Here is a 20,128-nt window from a genome sequence, read left to right as displayed (position 1 = left end):
AACTTGCTTGTTTGAACCGCTGATACGCAAAGAATGCAGAGTTTCTGCGGCGATCAGTCAGCTCGTCTTGTAGTGTGCGCACCGCGCACCGGCGGTCGCTTGAAGTGCCGTAAGCGGTGCGTGGTACGCACCCTACGGATCCCATTTGAAATTCTTTGCGCCCTTGGCGCCTTGGCGGTTCAGCTTCATCGTCGTCGCTAGTACCGCGAGTGTCAGGCGCTGTTCGTTTGAACCGCAAAGGCGCCAAGATCGCCAAGTAATTTCGTAGGGTGCGCACCGCGCACCGTTTCGGCTGCTTCGCATGGTGCGCATTGCGCACCCTACCTGTCTTCTTCCTCGGTCTTCCAGACGAGCCACCAGAAGCCCATCCCTACGCCGCCCACGAGTCCGGCAACCAGACAGTAGACGTGTAATTCTCCGGGGCTCAGGAAGTCGAACAACCCGTTCGCGTCCGAGAACGGAGCAAACGGTCGCATGTCGCCATGCATGATGCTGTCCAGTGCAACGTGTGAATACGCGCCGATGACGGCTCCCGACGCCGCGGCAGTTCTGGAGATCAAGCGAATGGCTTGAGCGAGGCCGGATTTGCTCAGAACGAACTTTCCTCCAAGGACCGCTAGTGCAATTCCGCAGATCGGACGACCACCCCAATAGCTTGCGAGAGCGATCAGGGTTGCGCCGGTATAGGTGTGGAAGAATCGGTGCACAGGCCACTCGCCATGGACTAGAAAATACAGTGACTCGACGTCGATCAAAACCTGTGAAAACACAAACACCGTGAAGCTGAATTGCTTCGGCATCGTCGCTTTGATGAGCGATCCGGGGCCAAAGTGAAACGGTGTAAAAGGCATCTGAACTGGTCAATGCTCAATCTAAATCACTTGTCGTGGAGTGCACGCGCTGCGTGCGTTCTGCTAGCGGGGGCTCGCCCCACCCAATATATAGATTGCCTCTTGCGGCGACTCGGTCTCGATCCGATATAGCGATACCTGCTCGCCTATCGGTGCGGTGCAGCCAGGAAAAATGAGCGCGCGCACCGTTTCGCCGGATTTCAGCTTCACCTGTGCCACGACATTCAGGTGGTCTGAAGCGGTCGGTGTGGCAAGGTCGGTAGACAGTACTACGCCCCTGAGCGGAGAGTCGTCAGGCACGTATGAAATCGCGCGGATTTCAACGCGGTCGATCGCCAGCTTGACCACGATTGCTGAAACGAAAACACTTGCCACAATTTTGGCAACTTGTTTCATGAGGGTGCTTCCAAGCCCGTATACAATTGTATAATCGGCGCGGGGCGCCTTGTCGTCAATTACTGCATCGCGCGGTTCGCGTTTCGCACCCTGTGGCTGCTAGTCCCATTTGAAATTCTTTGCGTCCTTGGCGCCTTTGCGGTTCAGTTTCTTCGTCGTCGCAAGCTTCGCCTAACAGGTTGTTGAAAAAGGCCCGTCCATGGCCTTTTCAACGTCGAAACCGAAAAGTGTGGTTTTCGGTTGCTCACGAAAATCAAGCGCTTGCACGTTCGATTTTCGTGCGAGACGTCCCTGTCTCGCGTTAGCAGCCTGTCGAAATGAGAATCTCAACAGCCTCCTAACGCGGCACGGTCACGGGGCCGACGGGAACCTGGTTTTCGAAACTGACGGCGCCGAGGTCGGCCACGCAGGTCCTGACATAGTCGTCCAGGTCCTTGCCGGTCAGGTCCAGCGCGACCCCTTCCTTGCGACAGGATTCGGCGATGGCGGCCTGTGGATCGGATTGCTGAGCCGGGGCGACGGTCGGGGTCAGCGCCAGGACGATTGCGGCCGTTGCGAGGGTGCGGATTTTCATGGTCGTGTCGTTGTTGATTGGTAGATGGTCTACGCCGGAATCGGACCATCCTGTCCGGGTTCCCCCGACCGGATTATAGACGCGGTCCCGGCCGTCGCCTAATCCGTGCTACGGCGACGGTGCTAGTGTCCTGTCCCACAATGATCTGTCATTTCTGAGGGCCCCTGCGGGCGCGGCTGAGCAGGGCTGACTCAGCGTTGGCGATCCTGTCCATAGCCTGGCTATGGCTGCGAAACGCCGCCTTGATTCAGCCCGGCTCAGCCACGCAGAAGCGATAGATCATTGTGGGACAGGACACTAGAGATGGATGCACTTCGCCCAGTGTCCGCCCGCGAAATTCACGGCCTGCGGAAAGGCGTGTTTGCAGGCCTCGGTCGCGCGCGGGCAGCGCGGATGAAAATGGCAGCCGGCCGGCGGATCCGACGGCGAGGGCAGGTCGCCTTCGAGACGCACGATGGTGCGTTTGGTCCCCGGGTCCACGACCGGCACGGCCGACAGCAGGGCCTGGGTGTAGGGGTGGCGCGGGGTTTTCAGCACCGCGTCCACGGGGCCGAACTCGACGATGCGGCCGAGATACATCACGGCGACCTCGTGCGCGAGGTAGGAGACCACGGCGATGTCGTGCGTGATGAACAGATAGCTCAGGCCCAGCCGGCGCTGGAGCGACTGCAACAGGTTCAGCACCTGCGCCTGCACGGACACGTCCAGTGCGCTGGTGGGTTCGTCGCAGACGATGAGCTTCGGCTCCACGGCGAGCGCGCGTGCGATGCAGATGCGCTGGCGCTGGCCGCCGGAGAACTCGTGCGGATAGCGCTGCGCGGCCTCGGGGTTCATGCCGACCTGGCCGAGCAGTTCCGCGACGCGGCCCTCGCGCGCATCGCGGCCTTTCACGGTGCGCTGCGCGCGCATGCCTTCGGCGATGATTTCCGCGACCCGCATGCGCGGGTTCATGGACGCGTACGGGTCCTGGAAGATGATCTGGAAATCGCTGCGACGCCGCCGCAGGCTGCCGCCGCGCAGTTCGGTGAGCTCGTCGTCCTCGAAACGCACGGAGCCGGCGGTGGGACGAATCAGCTGGATGATGCCCTTGCCGGCGGTGGTCTTGCCGCAGCCGGATTCACCGACCAGCGCCAGCGTGCGGCCGCGATCGAGCGCGAACGACACGCCGTCGACCGCGCGCACGTAGCCGACGGTGCGTTTGAACAGCCCCTTCTGGATCGCAAAGTGCACGGCGAGTCCGTCGACCTTCAGCAGCGGTCCGCCAGCGCTTGTTTCGGGTTCCGCGAATACGGATGGCTGCGAATCACTCGCGGCGGAAGCTGGCACTGCGGGGGAGGAGTACAGGTGACAGCGCACGGTCTGTCCGGCACCGGGCTCGGACCACTCCGGCACCTGTACCGCGCACGGCTCGAACGCCTGCTCGCAGCGACTGGCAAACCGGCAGCCTGAAAACCGCGTGCTGAGTGGTGGCACGGTGCCGCGAATCGCGGCCAGCGCCTGGCCGCGCTTGTCGACGTTGGGCAGTGCGCGGAACAGCTTCCGGCTGTAGGGATGCGCCGGTGTCGAGAAAAACGCCGCGCGCGGCGCCTGTTCGACCAGCTGGCCGGCATACATCACGCCGATGCGATCGGCGGTTTCGGCGACCACGCCAAGGTCGTGCGTGATCAGGAGTATCGCCATACCGGTGCGTTTCTGCAGGTCCTTCAGCAGCGCAAGAATCTGCGCCTGGATCGTGACGTCCACTGCGGTGGTGGGCTCGTCGGCGATCAGCAGTTCCGGTTCGCCGGCCAGCGCGATGGCGATCATCACGCGCTGCTTCATGCCGCCGGAAAGCTGGTGCGGGTAGCTTGCCGCGCGCTGTTCCGGGTCCGGTATGCCGACCGCATCAAGCAGTTCGACCACGCGCTCGCGACGCTGGCGCGCGCTCAGCTGCGCATGCTCATGCAGTGCCTCGGCGATCTGGTCACCCACGCGCATGACGGGGTTCAGCGAGGTCTGCGGTTCCTGAAAGATCATCGCGATGCCGCCGCCGCGCAGCTCGCGCATGGCCGATTCGGTACGCTTGAGGATGTCCTCGCCGTTGAATTCGACACTGCCGGCGGTGATGCGACCGGACGGCGGCAGCAGGCGCATGATCGAAAACGCGGTCATGGACTTGCCGCAGCCGGACTCGCCGAGCAGGGCGTAGGTCTCGCCGCGACGGATTTCGAAATCCAGCGCGTCGCAGGCGCGCACCGGCGCCTCCCTTGCGCCGAGTTCGGTCGTCAGTCCACGCACGCGCAGCACGACGGAATCCTGATCGTTCATATCAGGCGGCATGTTTGAGCCGTGGGTCGAATGCATCGCGCACGGTGTCCGCCAGCAGGTTCGCGAACAGGACCATCGTGAACATGAACGCGAACGCGGCGGCCAGCGACCACCACACGACGGGTTCACGGGCGAGTTCCAGCCGCGCGCTGTTGATCATGTTGCCCCAGGAATTCATGGTCGGGTCCACGCCGATCTCGACATACGAAAGCACGGCTTCGGCGAGCACCAGCCCGCTGAAATCGAGCGCGACCGAGATCAGCACGATGTGCAGCAGGTTCGGCAGCAGGTGACGCAGGATGATTTTCAGGCGTGCGACACCGAACGCATCGGCGGCCTGCACGTATTCGATTTCGCGCAGCTTCATGGTCTCGCCGCGCAGCAGGCGGCACAGGCCCGTCCAGCTCGTCACGCCAAGGATCAGGCACAGGAACAGCAGCCGCAGGTCCGCGCGTTTGTCCAAACTCGCGAACGCATCCGCATTGTTGCTCATGTAGACCTCGAGCATGAGCACGGCAGCGGCGATCAGGAGCACGCCGGGGATGGAGTTCAACGTCGTATACAGGTACTGGATGACGTCGTCGATCCAGCCGCGGAAATACCCGGCCGCGATGCCGAGCAGCACCGCGAGCGGCAACATCACGAAGGTCGTGACCGTGCCGATGACGAGCCCGGTGCGAACGCTCTTCAGCGCCTGGTAGAACACGTCCTCGCCGACCTTGTCCGTCCCGAACACGTGGTAGTAGAGGCTGAGATGCGCGAGCGTGACAAGAATGCCGAGCACGATGCCCAGTGCGATCAGTGCCGCACGCCAGCGCAGCCGCGTCCTGGCGCGTGCGATGGCGCCCGCCTGTGCGCGCCAGGTGTGTCCGGCGCGCCTTGCCGTATGCGCGACGATGATCGCGGCGACTGCAATCCAGGCCGCAAAGGCCTTCAGCATGCCGATCGCGGTCTGCTTGGCGATGTCGGCCGCGGTGCTCTCGCCGGGTTCCAGATGCGCGCCACCCCACTTCAGTGGCGGGTAGTCGCGAACGGTGCTGCCGTCCGGGCGCTCGATGGTTTCCTTGACATACGCATGGCGCGCGAACGGCGCGGAATAGGTGCGTTCCTGGCGGTCGCGCAGGGGCGTGGCGATGACATCGAACACGCTCAGGACGTCGTTCGAGTACTCGGCGGTCGCGGTTTCGCTTGCCAGATTGCGCGGGTGGAAGTGCAACGAATCGGCAAGCCCGATCACGATGAACACGCCGAGCACCGCAAGCGAGCTCATGCCGACGCGGCTCTCGACGACGCGCCGCCATGGTGCGCGCAGGTGTTCGCGCCGCGCGGCGTACCATGCACCAATCAGGCAGAACGCGACGAGCAGCCAGATCATCGCGTCGGTCCACAGGAACACCGGTTTCATTCGAGTCGCACCCGCGGGTCCACGAGGGTGTAGGAAATGTCGGTCAGGATCAGACCGATGATGTAGAGCAGCGAACCCAGGAACACCATGGCGCGGACGATCGCGAAGTCCTGGCGCTGGATCGCGTCGATGGTGTAACTGCCGAGCCCGGGCACGGCGAAGAACGATTCGGTGATCAGGCTGCCGATGAACAGCAGTGGCAGAACGACGACGACCCCGGTCAGGATCGGGATCATGGTGTTTTGCAGCACGTGGCGGAACAGCACTTTGATCTCGCCCAGCCCCTTGGCGCGCGCGGTGCGCACGTAGTCCTTGCCGATCTCCTCGAGTGCGAGCGTGCGATACCAGCGCACGCCGGAGCCGATTCCGCCGATCACGCCGACGATGACCGGCAGCACCAGGAACTTCCACGCCTCGATGCCCGTGTCGTAGCCGGAGATCGGCACCAGGTGCAGGAGTTTGCCGATCAGGTACTGCCCGCCGATGATGTAGAAAAGCCCCGAGATCGACATCATCGCAACGGCGACCACGACGCCCCAGAAGTCGATGTAGGTCGCGCGGAAGAATGCCATGATCAGCGCGATGCTGATGTTCAGCGCCAGACCGACCAGCAGTGTCGGAACGGCGATCGCGAGACTCGGCCACATGCGCTGGCGGATGTCAAAGCCGATGTCGCGTCCGGAATCCGAGCGACCGAAATCGAAACGGAACAGGGCCAGCGATTTCTGGAAGAAGATCGTGTCCGTGACCGTTGCGGCGCCGCCGGCCTGCGCGTTGTACAACAACGGTTTGTCGTAGCCGCGTTCGCTCTTCCACTGCGCGACGGCCGCATCGGTCACGCGCTTTTCGCCGAGCTGCGCGCGTGCCATTGCGTCGGGCGAATTCACGACAAAAAACAGCACGAAGGTCAGCACGTTGACGCCGATCAGGATCGGGATCGCGTACAGCAGCCGGCGCAGGATGTAGGCGCTCACAGTGCGCGTGCCCGTTGCTTGCGACGCCAGGTCCACACGGCCGGGATCAGCGAGACCAGGACGGCGATCACCAGTGCGACGACCGGCCAGACCACCGGTCGGTTCCACTCATTGCGTGCCTGCCCGCGTTCGGCTGCATCGATGCGCTTGTACTTGAGCAGGTTGTTTGCCATCAGGTTGGGCTTGATGTTGTTGACCCAGCGATGGTGCAGGGAATAGGCCTTCGGATGAAAGCCCCAGAGCCATGGGCCGTCGCGTCGCACCGTATCGAGCATCCGGTCGATGATGACAAGCCGTTCCGGGCTGTCCTCGGTGTTCTTCATGCGGTCGAACAGGGCGTCGAACTGCGGGTTCGAGTAGTTCGAGGCGTTCTCGCCCTTGTGACCGACCTTCGCATTCGGACCGTACAGCAGGAAGAAGAAGTTCTCCGGGTCCGGATAGTCGGCGTTCCAGCCCCATTGGTAGATCTGTGCGGTGCCCGTGAGCATCTTTTCCTGAAACCGGTTGTAGTCGGTGTTACGGATCACGAGCTGGATGCCGAGTTTCGTGAACTGTTTGCGGAACCAGTTCAGACGTGCCTTCGAGTCGGGCCCCGAGCCGACCGTGTCCAGATACAGCACCAGCGACTTGCCGGTATCGCGGTCGATGCCGTCCGGATAGCCCGCTTCACGCATCAGTGCACGTGCGTCGTCGATCGGGCGCCGCCGCGGCTCGCCGTCGCGCCATTCGTAGACGTATGGATTGATGCCGGCCTGGCCGTCGCGATGGCCAAAGATCAGCGGCGGCAGCGGGCCCTGCGCGGGCAGTCCGCGGCCGTTGGTGAAGATCGAGATGTATTCCTCATAGTCCACGGCGATGGCGATGGCCTGTCGCAGCAGTCGTGCGCGGTCGCTGTCGCCGCCGACAACCGGGTCGAGCCAGTTGAAGCCGGTGTAGAAGATCGAGGTCTCGACCGCGGTGACCAGTTCGATGCCCTGCGCGCGCATGGACTCGGTCAGCTGCGCATCGCCGCCGGCGCCGAACTGCACGGCCTGGTCGAAGCTGTCCGAGCTGATGCCCGAGCTGTCGTAATAGCCCTGCAGGAACTTCGTCCAGTACGGGATGTTTTCCTTCTCGAGATTGAACTGCGCGCGGTCGATGAACGGCATGGGCCGACCGGCGTCCGCGAGCAGTCCGCGCCCGACATCGGCGGGTTCACCATGGTCCGGGTAGGGTTCGCCGCGAAAGTGCGGATTGCGATCGAGCACCATGCGCAGGTTCGGGTTGTTTTCGCTCAGCCAGTACGGACCGGTGCCGATCGGATACCAGTCGAGGCTGATGTTGCGCTCGGCCAATCCGGGCTGCGCATAGAAGCGGTCCGCCTCCCAGGGCATGGGCGAGAAAAACGGCATCGCGAGCCAGAAGCGGAACTGCGGGTACTGGCCCTTGAGCCGGATGCGGTAGCGGTGCTCGTCGAGCGCGACCACTCCGGGCAGTTCCGTCTCGCGCAGATCGATCCAGGTGCCGCTGTCGGCGGCCTCGCGTTTTGCCTTGATCGCCGCGCCGAAATCGCTGAATCCGACGATGTAGTCGCCGAGCAGGGCGGCGATCGGGCAATGGGTCGCCGGATCGGCGAGTCGCTTGATCTGATAGATGTAATCGGCAGCCGTCGCCGCGCGGGTGCCGCTCCGGGCAAAGTCGGCCAGGCGGTTGGTCTGCGCGATTTCGGCCGCGCCCAGCGCGTGATGGAGCAGGGCGCCTGCGGCATCGCGCGCCAGCGCCGGATGCGGCTGATAGCGCAGGTCGTCACGAATCTCGACGGTGATCTCGGTGAAGGCGACCTGGTCGGGCGGCGTGCCTGGGGCGACCGGCTGGCCGCGGGCGTCCAGGCGGACTTCGTCGGGTAGCCGGGTTGCGGCGAGCGGCACCAGTTCGTACGGTCGCTTCAGGAAGTGGTATTGCAGTGGCGGCTCGTAGATCTGCGCGATGAACGCATATTCGTTCGAGCTGTAGGAGCGCGCCGGGTCCAGATGCTTGGGGCGTTCCTCGAATGCCGCGTAGAGGATGGATCTTCCCGCGTCACCGGGCGGATACGGGTTGTTCCAGTTCTCGCCCGAACACCCGCCGAGCAGCATGCCGGCGCCGAGCACGAGGGCGCGTGGCAGGGTGGAGAAAACGGCTTGGCTCGGGATCGGCATCAGGGCGGGGTGCTCGTGCGGCTTGTCAGGGCCGCGCCGGGGCCGGATCATAGCAAGCCCTTCGAAGTGGTACACAGCCGGAGCCAACATGGGATTCATGCAGGGCAAGCGCGCGCTCATCACGGGCGTGGCGAGTAATCGATCCATCGCCTGGGGCATCGCGCAGGCCATGCATCGCGAGGGCGCCGAACTGGCGTTCACCTACCAGAACGAGAAACTCCAGGGCCGGGTCGAGAAGTTCGCCGCCGAGTGCGGATCGAAGCTCGTGTTCGAGCTCGACGTGTCACGCGACGACCACATCGAACGGCTGTTCGCCGATCTCGGTCAGCACTGGGACGGGCTCGAGGTGATCGTGCACTCCATCGGCTTCGCGCCGCGCGAGGCGCTCGAAGGACTGTTTCACGAGAGCGTGACGCGCGAGAACTTCCAGATCGCGCACGACATCAGCGCCTACAGCTTCGTCGCGTTGGCGAAGGCGGCCGCGCCGCTGCTCAAGAACGGCCGCGATCCGTCGCTGATCACACTGTCGTATCTCGGCGCGGTGCGCACCGTGCCGTCGTACAACGTCATGGGCGTCGCGAAGGCGGCGTTGGAAGCGAACGTTCGCTACATGGCGGCATCAATGGGCCCGGAAGGGATTCGCGTGAACGCGATTTCCGCCGGTCCGATCAAGACGCTGGCGGCGGCCGGCATCGCAAATTTCCGCAGCATGCTCGCGCGTGGCGAGGAACTCACCCCGCTGCGCCGCAATGTCACGATCGAGGAAGTCGGCAACGCCGCTGCGTTTCTGTGTTCGGACTTGGCGTCCGGAATCACCGGAACCGTGTTGTACGTGGACGGCGGCTACAACATCATCGGCATGGCCTGAGCCTGACGATCAGGCCCTGTCCCGCTCGCGCCTGGGCGAATTTCCGCGGCTCGCCAGCCTGCCCGTGGCCGCTCACAGCCTGTAGTAGGCGCGATACCACTCCACGAATCGCGCCACGCCGGTTTCGACCGGGGTGTCCGGGCGATAACCGGTATCGTCGCTGAGTGCCTGGGTGTCGGCCCAGGTGTAGGGGACGTCGCCGTCCTGCAAGGGCAGGAAATCCTTTTCGGCCTGGATGCCAAGACAGCCTTCCAGCACCTTGATGTAGTGCATCAGGTCGACCGGCTTGGAGTTGCCGATGTTGTAGAGCCGGTACGGGGCGCGACTCGTCGCGGGGTCTGGCGCCTCGCCACTCCACTGTGCGTTCGGTTGCGCCGGGCGGTCCAGCGTCTGGATCACACCCTCGACGATGTCGTCGATATAGGTGAAGTCGCGTTTGTGATCGCCGTTGTTGAACACCGGGATCGGTTCACCGGCAAGCATCTTGCGCGTGAACAGGAACAGCGCCATGTCCGGTCGGCCCCATGGTCCGTAGACCGTGAAGAAACGCAGGCCTGTGGCAGGCAATCCGTACAGATGGCTGTAGGTATGCGCCATCAATTCGTTGGACTTTTTGCTCGCCGCATACAGGCTCAGCGGATGGTCGACATTGTCGTGCACGGAAAACGGCATATGCGTATTCGCTCCGTACACTGAACTCGACGAGGCGAACACGAGGTGCTCGACGCCGTAGTGCCGGCAGCCTTCGAGCAGATTCACGAAACCGACGATGTTGCTGTCGACATAGGCATGCGGGTTCTCGAGCGAATAGCGCACCCCGGCCTGGGCGGCGAGATTCACCACGCGTTGCGGGCGATGTCGCGCAAACAGTTCGGTCAGCGCCGGCCGGTCCGCGATATCCACCCGCGCATCGGTATAGCCGGGATGGTCTGAATGGCGGGCAAGCCGCGCCTTCTTCAGTTCGACGTCGTAGTAGTCGTTCAGGTTGTCGACGCCGAGGACCTCGTCGCCGCGTTCGAGCAGGCGCAGGCTCAGCGCCGAGCCGATGAATCCGGCCGAGCCGGTGATCAGGACTTTCATTACGCGTTCAGGATCATTGGGTGAATCAGAGCCGACCGTCGGTCGCGCCCGCGGGCAGCAGCGACTTGACGTCGTAGAGGACAGCATCGGGCCGGCCAAAGCGACGGATGCCGTCGGCGCCCAACGCAGCGAACTGACGGTGCGCGACGGCCAGCACGATGGCGTGATAGACGCCGTGCTCCGGCTCGCCGACCGGATCGCAGCCGAACTCATGGCGCATCTCGGTGACCTCGGCCCAGGGGTCGTGGAGGTCGACCGTGACGCCGAACGTGCCCAGTTCGTCGACGATGTCGCGCACGCGCGAGTTGCGCAGATCCGGGCAGTTCTCCTTGAAGGTCGCGCCGAGTACCAGCACGCGGGCGTCCGCCACACATACACGCCGGCGGATCATCAGCCGCACGACCTCGCGGGCGACATAGCGGCCCATCTCGTCGTTGATGCGCCGGCCGGCCAGTATCACGTCGGGCTGGTAGCCGATCGCCTGCGCCTTGTAGGTCAGGTAGTAGGGATCCACGCCGATGCAATGGCCGCCGACCAGGCCCGGGCGGAACGGCAGGAAGTTCCATTTCGTGCCCGCGGCCTCCAGCACCTCGATCGTATCAATCCCGAGCCGGTTGAAAATGAGCGCGAGTTCGTTGATCAACGCGATATTGAGATCGCGCTGCGTGTTCTCGATGACCTTCGCGGCTTCGGCGACGCGGATGCTCGATGCGCGGTGCGTTCCCGCGGGAATGATCGCGCGGTACAGCGCATCGACGAACTCGGCGGTCGCCGGCGTCGAGCCGCTGGTGACCTTGACGATGTTCTCCAGTCGGCGCTGGCGATCGCCCGGGTTGATGCGTTCGGGGCTGTATCCGGCGAAGAAATCAATGTTAAAACGCAGCCCCGATTCGGCCTCGAGGATCGGCACGCAGACCTCTTCGGTCGCACCTGGATACACCGTCGACTCGTAGACGACGGTGTCGCCGGCCTTCAGCACCGAGCCGACGGTGCGACTCGCCGAACGCAGGGGGCTGAGGTCCGGCGCCTTGTGTTCGTCGATCGGCGTGGGCACGGTCACGATGTAGACATTGCAGCGGCCAAGTGCTGCCACATCGTCAGCAAACTCCAGTTCGGTCGCGGTCGCGAGTTCGGCCGGTTCGACCTCCAGCGATGCGTCGTGCCCGGCTCGCAAGGCGTTGATTCTGGAACGGCTGATGTCGAAACCGACGGTCGGATAGCGGCGGCCGAATGCGACGGCCAGCGGCAGGCCGACATAGCCAAGGCCAACGATGCCGATCACGGGTTGTTCGGGGGCGGACATGGCGAGTGACGCTCGGTGAGCCGGCGCGGTGGGATCGAAGCCGCGGAATTCTATCAGGCTGTTGAAACGCGGACCCAGATTCGTTGCCGGTCGCCACCGCGGCGCGACGCCACAGCAACGATCTGGCCGTCGGTCGGTCCCGGGCGGGGGTTCATCGGCGCGCTGAGGTCAATGCCTGTCGCGGACAGCGACCGCGATCTAGGGTATGTTCGGCTGAGGCTTGGGGTAGATCGGCCGGATCGTCGTGGCTTGCGACGCGCCGGCATGGCGAGGTCCATGGTTCGTCTGTTCGGACATTACATTCCGCGTGCGTTTCTGCTGCTTGCGTTTGGCGAGTGGCTGGCCGCGGCCGTGTCCATTTACCTGGGCATCGCGCTTCGTTTCCCGACCGAGGAGGCCGAAGCCCTGTTCGGCGCGCCTAACGTTGCGTGGTCGGCGGTGGTGTTCGCGGGGATCAACGTGGTCGCACTCGCGGCAATGGGGCTCTACCAGCGCGGACTCACGCAGGGCCATGTCGGCATGCTCGCGCGGGTCCTCGTCGCGCTCGCGTTCAGCGCCGCGGGCATGTCGCTGGCGTTTTATCTGTTTCCCGCGCTGTTCATCGGGCGTGGCGCGTTTGCGATGGCGCTGGTCTGCGATTTCGCGCTGCTGCTCGGTACCCGCGCCGTTTTCTTCGCGGCGTTCGGCGACCGGACCCGCCAGCGCCGTGTGCTGGTTCTGGGGGCGGGCAAGAACGCGGCGCGTATCCAGTCGGCGTTGGAGCCCCGCCGGCTGCGCGGTTTTCAGATCGTCGGCTTCGTTCGCTGCGAGGACGGCCCGATCCGCGTCGGCGACGACCGGCTGATCGACCTCGAAACGGGCGCCCCTTTGCTGGACTTCGCGCTTCGTCAGCAGGTCGACGAGATCGTCGTCGCACTCGACGAGCGGCGCCGGGGCCTGGATGTGCACGGGTTGCTCGACTGCAAGCTGGCCGGCATCGAGGTCGTCGACCTGATCCGGTTTTTCGAGCGGGAGCTGAACCTGTTGCCGATCCGGCTGCTCACCCCCGGCTGGCTGGTGTTCTCCGAAACCTTCCGCAGTTCCAGTCTGGGCGAGGCCGGCAAGCGGCTGGTGGACCTGCTCGCGTCGGCCGCGTTGCTGCTGGTCGCGCTGCCGGTGGGCGCGGTGGCGGCGCTGGCGATCTGGATCGAGGACCGTTCCGCGCCGGTGCTGTTTCGGCAGACGCGGGTCGGACGCGACGGCCGGCACTTCCAAGTCGTGAAATTCCGCAGCATGCGCACCGATGCCGAGGCCGATGGCGTGGCGCGCTTCGCGGACGAAGACGATCCGCGCGTCACGCGGGTCGGTCGGCTGATGCGCAAGACCCGCGTCGACGAACTGCCGCAGATCTGGAACGTGCTGCGTGGTGACATGAGTTTCGTCGGGCCGCGGCCGGAGCGACCCGAGTTCGTCGAGGCGTTCGCGAAAACGATTCCGTTCTACAACGAGCGCCACCGCGTCAAACCGGGCATCTCGGGCTGGGCCCAGCTCTGCTACCAGTACGGATCGTCGGCGGACGATGCCGAGGCGAAGCTCGAATACGATCTGTACTACGTCAAGAACGCCAGCCTGTTTCTGGACCTGATCATCATCCTGCGCACGGTCGAGGTGGTGCTCTGGGGCAAGGGCGGACGTTGACGGCCGGCCTGGCGATGCTGTTCGCCGTTTCGGCGCGGATCCCCGGGGCCCGCGTGCAATAATCTTGCAGTTCATTCGCCCTCCGCTTGCCGCGAATCGGCCGAACCGGTGAACCTCGCCCTCTACAGCCATGCCGCCGGCGGCGTTGCCTTTGCGCTGCTCAGCGTGCTTTTTCTCGTCAACTGGCGCGGCCGTCCGGCCGGGGGCCTGCTGCTGCTCGCCAGCGTCATCACCATGGTCTGGGCGATCGTGTTCGCGATCGAGGCCGATGGCCGCGGCGTACCCGAGGGTCTGCTGTGGACCGCCGAGCTTCTGCGCGCCGGCACATGGATCGCGCTGCCGGCCTACCTGCTGCTTGCGCTGATCCCCGAGGAGACCGCCGGGCGCCGCGACGTACGGCGGCTCGCGGTCGGGGCGGCCGTGGGCGTAGTGATCCTGACGGCCATGGCCATCGCGGCGGAGTGGGGCCCGCGGGGTGTCGTAACGAAACTGGGCATCGACCTGCGGCTGGCCGGTCACGCCGGTCTCGCGGTCATCGGGCTGATCCTGATCGAACAGCTCTACCGGAATACGCGTGTCGAGCAGCGCTGGGCCATCAAGTACCTGTGTATCGGCGTCGGCGGCATGTTCGCCTACGACTTCTTCCTGTTCACCGACGCAATGCTGTTCAAGCGCATCGACCCGGGTCTGTTCGCGGCCCGCGGCGCGGTGCTGGCGCTGATGGTGCCGCTGATCGCGGTTTCGGCGGCCCGCAATCCGGACTGGTCAGTCGAGGTGTTTGTCTCGCGTGGCGTCGTGTTCCACTCGGCGACCCTGCTGGCGGCCGGTTCCTATCTCGTCGTCATGGCCGCGGTCGGCTATTACCTGCGCGAACAGGGCGGGGAATGGGGCACCGCGCTGCAGGCGCTGTTTCTGGCCGGCGCGTTCGTCGTGCTCATGGCGCTGCTGTTCTCGGGACAGTGGCGCGCACAGCTGCGTCTGCTGCTCAACAAGCACTTTTTCAACTATCGATACGACTACCGCGAGGAATGGCTGCGCCTGACCAACACACTGGCCGGGGTGGACTCCAGTCAGCCGATTTATCGGCGCGTGGCGGCGGCGCTTGCCCAGATCGTGCAGAGCCCAGGCGCGTGGGTCTGGACCGTGGACGAGCACGGATTTTTCCGCCCCCGCGACGGCTGGGCCATGGACGCGGGGCGGTTCGAGGCGCTGACGGGCGACGACGCCATGGTCCGCTTTCTGCGCGAGCGCGAATGGGTGGTGGTATTGCCCGAGCGCAGTGTGCAGCCGGAAAGTTACGCCGGGCTGGTGCTGCCGCCGTGGCTGGAACAGCTGGAGGCGGCCTGGCTCATCGTGCCATTGCTGCATCGCGAAGACCTGACCGGTTTCGTCCTGCTTGCGGCGCCGCAGCCGGCGATCCACCTGAACTGGGAAGACCTCGAATTGCTGCGCATGTCCGGGCGCCAGTGCGCGATCCATCTGGTCGAGGCCGAGGCGGCCGAGGCGCTGGGTGCGGCGCGCCAGTTCGAGGGCTTCAATCGCCTGGCCGCGTTCGTGATCCATGATCTGAAGAACGTCGTCGCGCAACTTGCGCTGGTCGTGCGCAATGCGGAACGACACCGCGACAACCCGGCCTTCGTCGACGATGCGCTCGGCACGGTCGGGAATGCGGTCGCGCGCATGAAGCGCCTGCTCGCGCAGTTGCGCGAGGCGCGGCCGGTCACGCCGGATTCCGCGGTTGAACTTGAACCGCTGGTCGGTGAGGTGGTTGCCGAATGCGCGGCGAGCGAACCGGTGCCCGCTCTGCAAGGTGACCTGGCGGGCGCGGTAGTGCGCGCGGATCGGGACCGGCTGCACTCCGTGCTCGGCCATCTTATTCACAATGCGCAGGACGCCGCCGGCGCGCGGGGCACGGTCGGCGTTGTGCTAGCATCGCGGGCCAATCGGGCGACGGTCAGTGTCATCGATGATGGCGCGGGAATGGACGAAGAATTCATCCGCGACCGGTTGTTCAAACCTTTCGATTCCACCAAGGGCCTCACCGGCATGGGCATTGGCGCCTACGAGAGCCGTGAATTCATCCATGCCCTGGGTGGCCGACTGCACGTGGAAAGTCGCCCAGGCAAGGGCACGACCATGACGATCGAAATCCCCGTGGAGTGGGCGTCCGCGGCGACCGGGGCGGACGCATGAGCAAACCCGCGCTGGTCGTGGTTGAGGACGATGCCGGCATTCAGAGTCAGCTGCGCTGGGCGTTCGACGGTTTTGATGTTCAGGTCGCCGGCGATCGCGATTCCGCGCTCGCGCGCGTGCGCGCTTTGCGGCCTTCGGTCGTCACGCTCGACCTCGGTCTGCCGCCCGATCCCGGCGGGGTGAGCGAGGGCTTCGCGGTACTGGATGCGATCGTCAGTGAGTTTCCGGCAACCAAGGTCATCGTGATCTCCGGCCACGATGACCGCGCCACGGCAGTCGCCGCGATCGGTCGCGGGGCGCACGACTTCTTTGAGAAGCCGATCGACCCGGATCTGCTCCAGATCATGGTCGCGCGTGCCCACCATGTCTTTGAACTCGAGGCCGAAAACCGCCGTCTGCTGAACCAGAGCGAGACCGCCGCGCTCGAGGGCATCGTCGCGACCAGCCCGGAGATGCTACGGGTGTGCCAGACGGTGGAAAAGCTCGCGCCGACCGAGGTCACCACGCTGTTGCTCGGCGAGTCCGGCACGGGCAAGGAGTTGCTCGTGCGCGCACTGCATCGGCTGAGTCCGCGCGCGCGTGGACCGTTCGTGGCCATCAACTGCGCGGCGATTCCCGAAACGCTGCTCGAGAGCGAACTGTTCGGCTACGAGCGCGGTGCGTTCACCGGGGCGGCCAAGCAGACCGTCGGCAAGATCGAGATGGCCGATGGCGGTACGCTGTTTCTCGACGAGGTCGGCGATCTGCCGTCCCCCTTGCAGGCAAAGCTGCTGCGTTTTCTGCAGGAGCGCGTGATCGAACGCGTCGGCGGGCGCAAGGAGATCCCGGTCGATGTGCGTGTGGTCTGCGCGACGCACCAGGATCTGCCGACCATGATTGAATCGGGCGGATTTCGCGAGGATCTCTACTACCGCATCAGCGAAATCACCGTGCGCGTGCCGGCGCTGCGCGAACGCTCCGGCGACGCCGTGGTGCTGGCGCGGGTGTTCGTGAAGCGTTTCGCGGAGCAGTTCGCACGGCCGATCAAGGGGCTTGCCGCGGATGCCGTGCGCGCAATCGAGGACTACAGCTGGCCCGGCAATGTGCGCGAACTCGAAAATCGGTCCAAACGCGCCGTCATCATGAGTGACGCGACCCTGATCTCGGCCGGCGACCTGGAACTCGCGGGCGAAGAGATTGCCGCCGAGGCGCTGCTCGATCTGCGGACCGCCCGCGACCAGGCCGAAAGTCGGGCAATCCAGCGCGCGTTTGCGTTCACGAACGGAAATGTGTCGCTGGCCGCCCAGATGCTCGGGGTGACCCGGCCGACCCTGTACACTCTCATGCGCAAGCACGATATCAAGGCGAACTGAGCGGCGCGCTGACGGTCCATCGACCGGATGCTGGAGAGACTGCATCAATGTCGCGCTGCCGAGGCGTTCGCTTTCGTCGCTCTGACGCCCGGAGCGACCTGGTCGGAACTGCAATCGTTGAATGGTCCAGGCCGGGTCACCGACCGGGCGCCGGGGCATACCACAATGAGGCTCATATGATTGACCGTACGACACCCCGGATGCGGGTGATATTGCTCGTGGCCTGTCTGGTTTCGGCGATTTCGCCGCCCCTCGCTGCGCAGACGGTGGAGAAACACCTGGGCAGCGCGCGAGAGCTCATTGGCAAGCGCGATTTCCAGGCTGCGGTGATCGAACTCAAGAACGCGCTGCAGCGCGAACCGAACAACCTGCAGGCCCGGCTGCTTCTCGCCAAAACCTATCTTGCGGTCTACCTTGGCGCGCCTGCGGAGAAGGAGCTGCGCCGTGCCGCCGACTTGGGCGCTGCTCGGTCGGTGTGGATCGCGGACCTCGGCGAGGCGCTGTTGCAGCAGGGCAAGCACAGCGAGCTGCTGAACGAGACCAAGGCGTCGGACGACCTGCCCGCCGAGACGCGCGCCCGGGTGCTGGCGTATCGCGCACTGGCCCTGCAAAGCCAGCGCGACCCGGTCGCTGCCGACAAGGCCCTGGCCGCGGCGCGGGCTGCGGATTCGAACCAGCGCGATGTCGTGTTCGCCGAGGCCAATATCGCCCAGACCCGCGGCGACTTCGCACGGGCCAAATTGGTGGCCGGCGACCTGGTCAAGCGCGAACCCGATCTTGCGAATGCGCGCGTCGTGCTGGCCGAGGAACTCCTGCGCGAGGGCAAGGCGAAGGCCGCCATCGAGCAGCTCGGCATCGTCCTCGAGCGCGAACCCTGGCACGGCCTGGCGCGTATCCGGCGCATCTCGGCCTACCTGATGACCTCCGAACTGGAGGCTGCCAAGGCCGACCTGAGAGAGGCGGAAAAACGCCTGGCGGGCTCGCCGTATCTGATCTATTTCCGTGGCCTGGTCGCCTACCAGGAACGGCGCATGGAGGCCGCGCGCGACCTGTTTCAGCAGAGCCTCGCAAAGCTGCCGGACTATCCGGCCGCGCACCTGTTCCTCGGCGTGCTGGCCTACCAGGACAATCAGTTCGATACCGCCGACGGCCACCTGCGCCGCTATCTCGAGGCCGCGCCCACGGACGTCCAGGCCGTCAAGCTGCTGGCCGCGACGCTGATTCGCCTCCAGCGGGCGAACGAGGCCGTGCAGGTGCTCGAACCGATCGTGCGTCTGAACCCGGACAACGCCCAGCTACTGGCCTTGCTGGGCAGCGCCAAGATGCAGGCCGGCGATGCAACCGGCGGTGTCGAACTGGTCGAACGCGCGGTGGAGCTGGCGCCGGACGAATCGGCGCTGCGCGCCCAGCTCGCGCTCGGACACCTGTTCACGGGACAGTCGAACGAGGCCGAAACGGAGCTGCGTCAGGCGCTGGATCTGGGTACCAACCTGACCCAGGCGGACGTGCTGCTGATCCTGCTCGAGCTGAAGAAGAAGGACTACTCCGCGGCGCTGACGGCCGCGCGCAACATGATCAAGCGTCACCCCAACGACCCGATCGGTCATAACCTGGCGGCGGCAGCCCTGCTCGGCAATGGCAATCGCGAGGCCGCGCGCGAGGAGTTCGAGGCCGCGCTGAAGGTCGATCCGAAGTTCTACACCGCGGTGTTCAATCTCGCGCGCATGGATGTTTCGGTCGGTGAGCTGGACGCCGCGGAAAAGCGCCTGCGCGGGGTGATTCGCGACGATCCGAAAAACAGTAACAGCTACATCATCCTCGCCGAAGTCGCCGAGAAGCGTGGCAAGGAACCGGACGCGATCGACTGGCTGGAACGCGCCATGGCGGAGAACCCGACCGATCTGCAGCCCGGCGTCAAACTGCTCGGATACTACGAGCAGCAGAGCGATACGCTGAAGGCGCTGCGGGTTGCACGGCAGATGGCCCAGAACAACCCCAAGAATCCGACGGCGCTGCGCTTGCTGGGTGTCGCACAGCTGCGCAATGCCGACCGGGCCGCGGCGATCGGCTCGTTCCGCAAGCTCACCGAACTCACGCCGACTTCACCGGAGTCCTGGTATCTGCTGGGGGTCGCCCAGCGTGACGCCGGCGATCCGCGTGACGCGCGCTCCAGCCTGGAAAAGGGCTGGGAACTGGATCCGGGCTCGGCCAATATCGGCGTCGCGCTGGCCAATCTGTACAACGAAGACAAGCGTTACGACGACGCCCTGAAGATCGCGCGCCTGTTGCAGCAGTCGAAGGAGCAGGCCTGGGTCGGCCATCAGCTCGAAGCGAACACCTGGTCGCGCAAGGGCGATACGCGCAACGCCGTGAACGCCCTGGAGCAGACCATCGCACTGCGGCCGACCAGCCCGCTGGTCGTGTTGCTTGCGCAGTCGAAATTCGGACTCAAGGACACCGCCGGCGCCGAGCAGGTCCTGCGCACCTGGCTCAACGCGAACCCGAAAGACCTGCCGGGCACGGTGGCGCTGGCGTCCCTACTGCACCAGTCCGACCGCAAACAGGACGCGATCAAGGCCTACGAGCAGATCATCGGTATCGAGCCCGACCATGTCATGGCGCTGAACAACCTCGCCTGGCTGTATCACGAAGTCGGCGACGATCGCTCGGTGCCGACCGCACGCAAGGCGCTGAGTCTGGCGCCGGACCGCGGCGAGGTCGCCGACACGCTGGGCTGGATCCTGGTCAACGAGGGTCGCATCGACGAGGGTCTCGTGCACCTGCACGAGGCGGCCCTGCGGCTGCCGAAACTGCCGGACATCCAGTACCACATCGGTGCCGCGCTGGCGAAGCTCGGCCGCAACAGCGAGGCGCGCACGCGACTGAAGGCTTCTCTGGAGGGCACCGAGGCGTTCACGGGGCGCGCCGACGCGGAGAAGATCCTGCGCGGTCTGCGCTGAGTCCGTGTCGG

Annotated in this window: 14 protein-coding genes; 5 read left to right on the top strand and 9 right to left on the bottom strand. The window is 65.0% G+C overall.

Annotated elements, in window-relative coordinates; all coding sequences use genetic code 11:
* Positions 1-320 precede the first annotated feature (320 nt).
* The 7 genes from KDG50_05445 to KDG50_05415 form a co-directional block, all read right to left on the bottom strand.
* Positions 321-851 carry a DUF4184 domain-containing protein gene (locus KDG50_05445; protein MCB1864853.1) on the bottom strand — a complete coding sequence of 177 codons (531 nt, stop codon included), beginning with the start codon at positions 849-851 and terminating at the stop codon, positions 321-323.
* A 63-nt stretch (positions 852-914) separates the two neighbouring features.
* Positions 915-1,247, bottom strand: coding sequence for a hypothetical protein (locus tag KDG50_05440; GenBank protein MCB1864852.1), 333 nt, complete (start codon positions 1,245-1,247; stop codon positions 915-917).
* Positions 1,248-1,584: 337 nt separating this feature from the next.
* A complete protein-coding gene (locus KDG50_05435) occupies positions 1,585-1,821 on the bottom strand; it encodes a hypothetical protein (protein MCB1864851.1) in 237 nt (78 codons plus the stop codon).
* Between the two features lie 297 nt (positions 1,822-2,118).
* Positions 2,119-4,128: an ABC transporter ATP-binding protein gene (locus tag KDG50_05430; protein MCB1864850.1), complete on the bottom strand. Its 2,010-nt coding sequence runs from the start codon at positions 4,126-4,128 to the stop codon at positions 2,119-2,121.
* Between the two features lies 1 nt (position 4,129).
* Positions 4,130-5,533: an ABC transporter permease gene (locus KDG50_05425; protein MCB1864849.1), complete on the bottom strand. Its 1,404-nt coding sequence runs from the start codon at positions 5,531-5,533 to the stop codon at positions 4,130-4,132.
* Positions 5,530-6,507: an ABC transporter permease gene (locus KDG50_05420; protein MCB1864848.1), complete on the bottom strand. Its 978-nt coding sequence runs from the start codon at positions 6,505-6,507 to the stop codon at positions 5,530-5,532. Before KDG50_05420 ends, KDG50_05425 begins: the two co-directional genes overlap by 4 nt.
* Entirely contained in the window at positions 6,504-8,621 is a 2,118-nt protein-coding gene (locus KDG50_05415) for an ABC transporter substrate-binding protein (GenBank protein ID MCB1864847.1), read from the bottom strand. The genes KDG50_05420 and KDG50_05415 overlap by 4 nt, the downstream gene beginning before the upstream one ends.
* Positions 8,622-8,772: 151 nt before the next feature.
* Here KDG50_05415 and KDG50_05410 point away from each other — a divergent pair, with 151 nt between their 5' ends.
* Entirely contained in the window at positions 8,773-9,552 is a 780-nt protein-coding gene (locus KDG50_05410) for an enoyl-ACP reductase (protein ID MCB1864846.1), read from the top strand.
* 72 nt (positions 9,553-9,624) lie between these two features.
* Here KDG50_05410 and KDG50_05405 read toward each other — a convergent pair whose 3' ends face one another.
* Complete coding sequence (locus KDG50_05405; GenBank protein ID MCB1864845.1) at positions 9,625-10,632, bottom strand: NAD-dependent epimerase; 1,008 nt, start codon at positions 10,630-10,632, stop codon at positions 9,625-9,627.
* A gap of 25 nt (positions 10,633-10,657) precedes the next feature.
* Entirely contained in the window at positions 10,658-11,935 is a 1,278-nt protein-coding gene (locus tag KDG50_05400) for a nucleotide sugar dehydrogenase (GenBank protein MCB1864844.1), read from the bottom strand.
* 276 nt (positions 11,936-12,211) lie between these two features.
* On the opposite strand from KDG50_05400, the gene KDG50_05395 reads away from it, so the two are divergent.
* From KDG50_05395 to prsT, 4 genes are all read left to right on the top strand, one after another.
* Positions 12,212-13,612 (top strand): TIGR03013 family PEP-CTERM/XrtA system glycosyltransferase, encoded by a 1,401-nt coding sequence (locus KDG50_05395; protein ID MCB1864843.1) that lies wholly within the window; start codon positions 12,212-12,214, stop codon positions 13,610-13,612.
* A gap of 108 nt (positions 13,613-13,720) precedes the next feature.
* Positions 13,721-15,805 carry a PEP-CTERM system histidine kinase PrsK gene (gene prsK, locus KDG50_05390; GenBank protein ID MCB1864842.1) on the top strand — a complete coding sequence of 695 codons (2,085 nt, stop codon included), beginning with the start codon at positions 13,721-13,723 and terminating at the stop codon, positions 15,803-15,805.
* Positions 15,802-17,157, top strand: coding sequence for a PEP-CTERM-box response regulator transcription factor (prsR, locus tag KDG50_05385; GenBank protein ID MCB1864841.1), 1,356 nt, complete (start codon positions 15,802-15,804; stop codon positions 17,155-17,157). The genes prsK and prsR overlap by 4 nt, the downstream gene beginning before the upstream one ends.
* A gap of 200 nt (positions 17,158-17,357) precedes the next feature.
* The gene (prsT, locus tag KDG50_05380; GenBank protein ID MCB1864840.1) at positions 17,358-20,117 is read left to right on the top strand and encodes a PEP-CTERM system TPR-repeat protein PrsT; all 2,760 of its coding nucleotides are present in this window, start codon (positions 17,358-17,360) and stop codon (positions 20,115-20,117) included.
* Positions 20,118-20,128: the final 11 nt, after the last annotated feature.

It is taken from the genome of Chromatiales bacterium, from assembly GCA_020445605.1.
In the GTDB taxonomy this organism is placed as follows: domain Bacteria; phylum Pseudomonadota; class Gammaproteobacteria; order JAGRGH01; family JAGRGH01; genus JAGRGH01.
Note: the sequence above shows the minus strand (reverse complement) of the source record. Positions and strands in the feature narration are given on the sequence as shown.